We start from the raw sequence: 338 nt of genomic DNA, 5'->3' as shown, positions 1-338 counted from the left end.
CGTATCACGAACAGAGTCCGAGTCGCCGTTTTGAAAATCAAAAACTCGAAATCAAACTGCGGGCCGTGCAGGCCATCCGCAACGAAATCCAAACATTATTCGAAGAGCGGGAAATTTCCCGCGACATGTCGCATGAGCTTCGCCAATACATCAATGATGTGGAAGCGGCCATGCTTGACGGAGATGAATAAAAAAAGTCCGGCATCTGTTCGCCGGACTTTTTTAGATTACGGACGATGGAATTCGACGTGATCGCCGTCGCGGTCAAACCAGCCTCTGAAGGCCCAGTTGATCCAGCCGCCATCTCCTTTGTTGGTGAAGCTTCCGTCTTCAAACAC

At 50.3% G+C, this 338-nt stretch carries 1 protein-coding gene and 1 pseudogene; one reads left to right on the top strand and one right to left on the bottom strand.

Features of this window, described 5'->3' with window-relative positions; genetic code table 11:
- A partial coding sequence (locus SB658_RS22635; RefSeq protein ID WP_410602467.1) for a hypothetical protein occupies positions 1–191 on the top strand: 191 nt, incomplete at its 5' end.
- A gap of 36 nt (positions 192–227) precedes the next feature.
- On the opposite strand, the pseudogene SB658_RS22630 reads toward SB658_RS22635, so the two are convergent.
- Positions 228–338: pseudogene (locus SB658_RS22630) on the bottom strand (stress protein); the annotation flags it as partial.

This window comes from Bacillus sp. SIMBA_008 (assembly GCF_046535495.1).
Lineage (GTDB): Bacteria > Bacillota > Bacilli > Bacillales > Bacillaceae > Bacillus > Bacillus subtilis.
The sequence above is the reverse complement of the archived record's forward strand: the minus strand, read 5'-3'. Positions and strand labels throughout refer to the sequence as shown.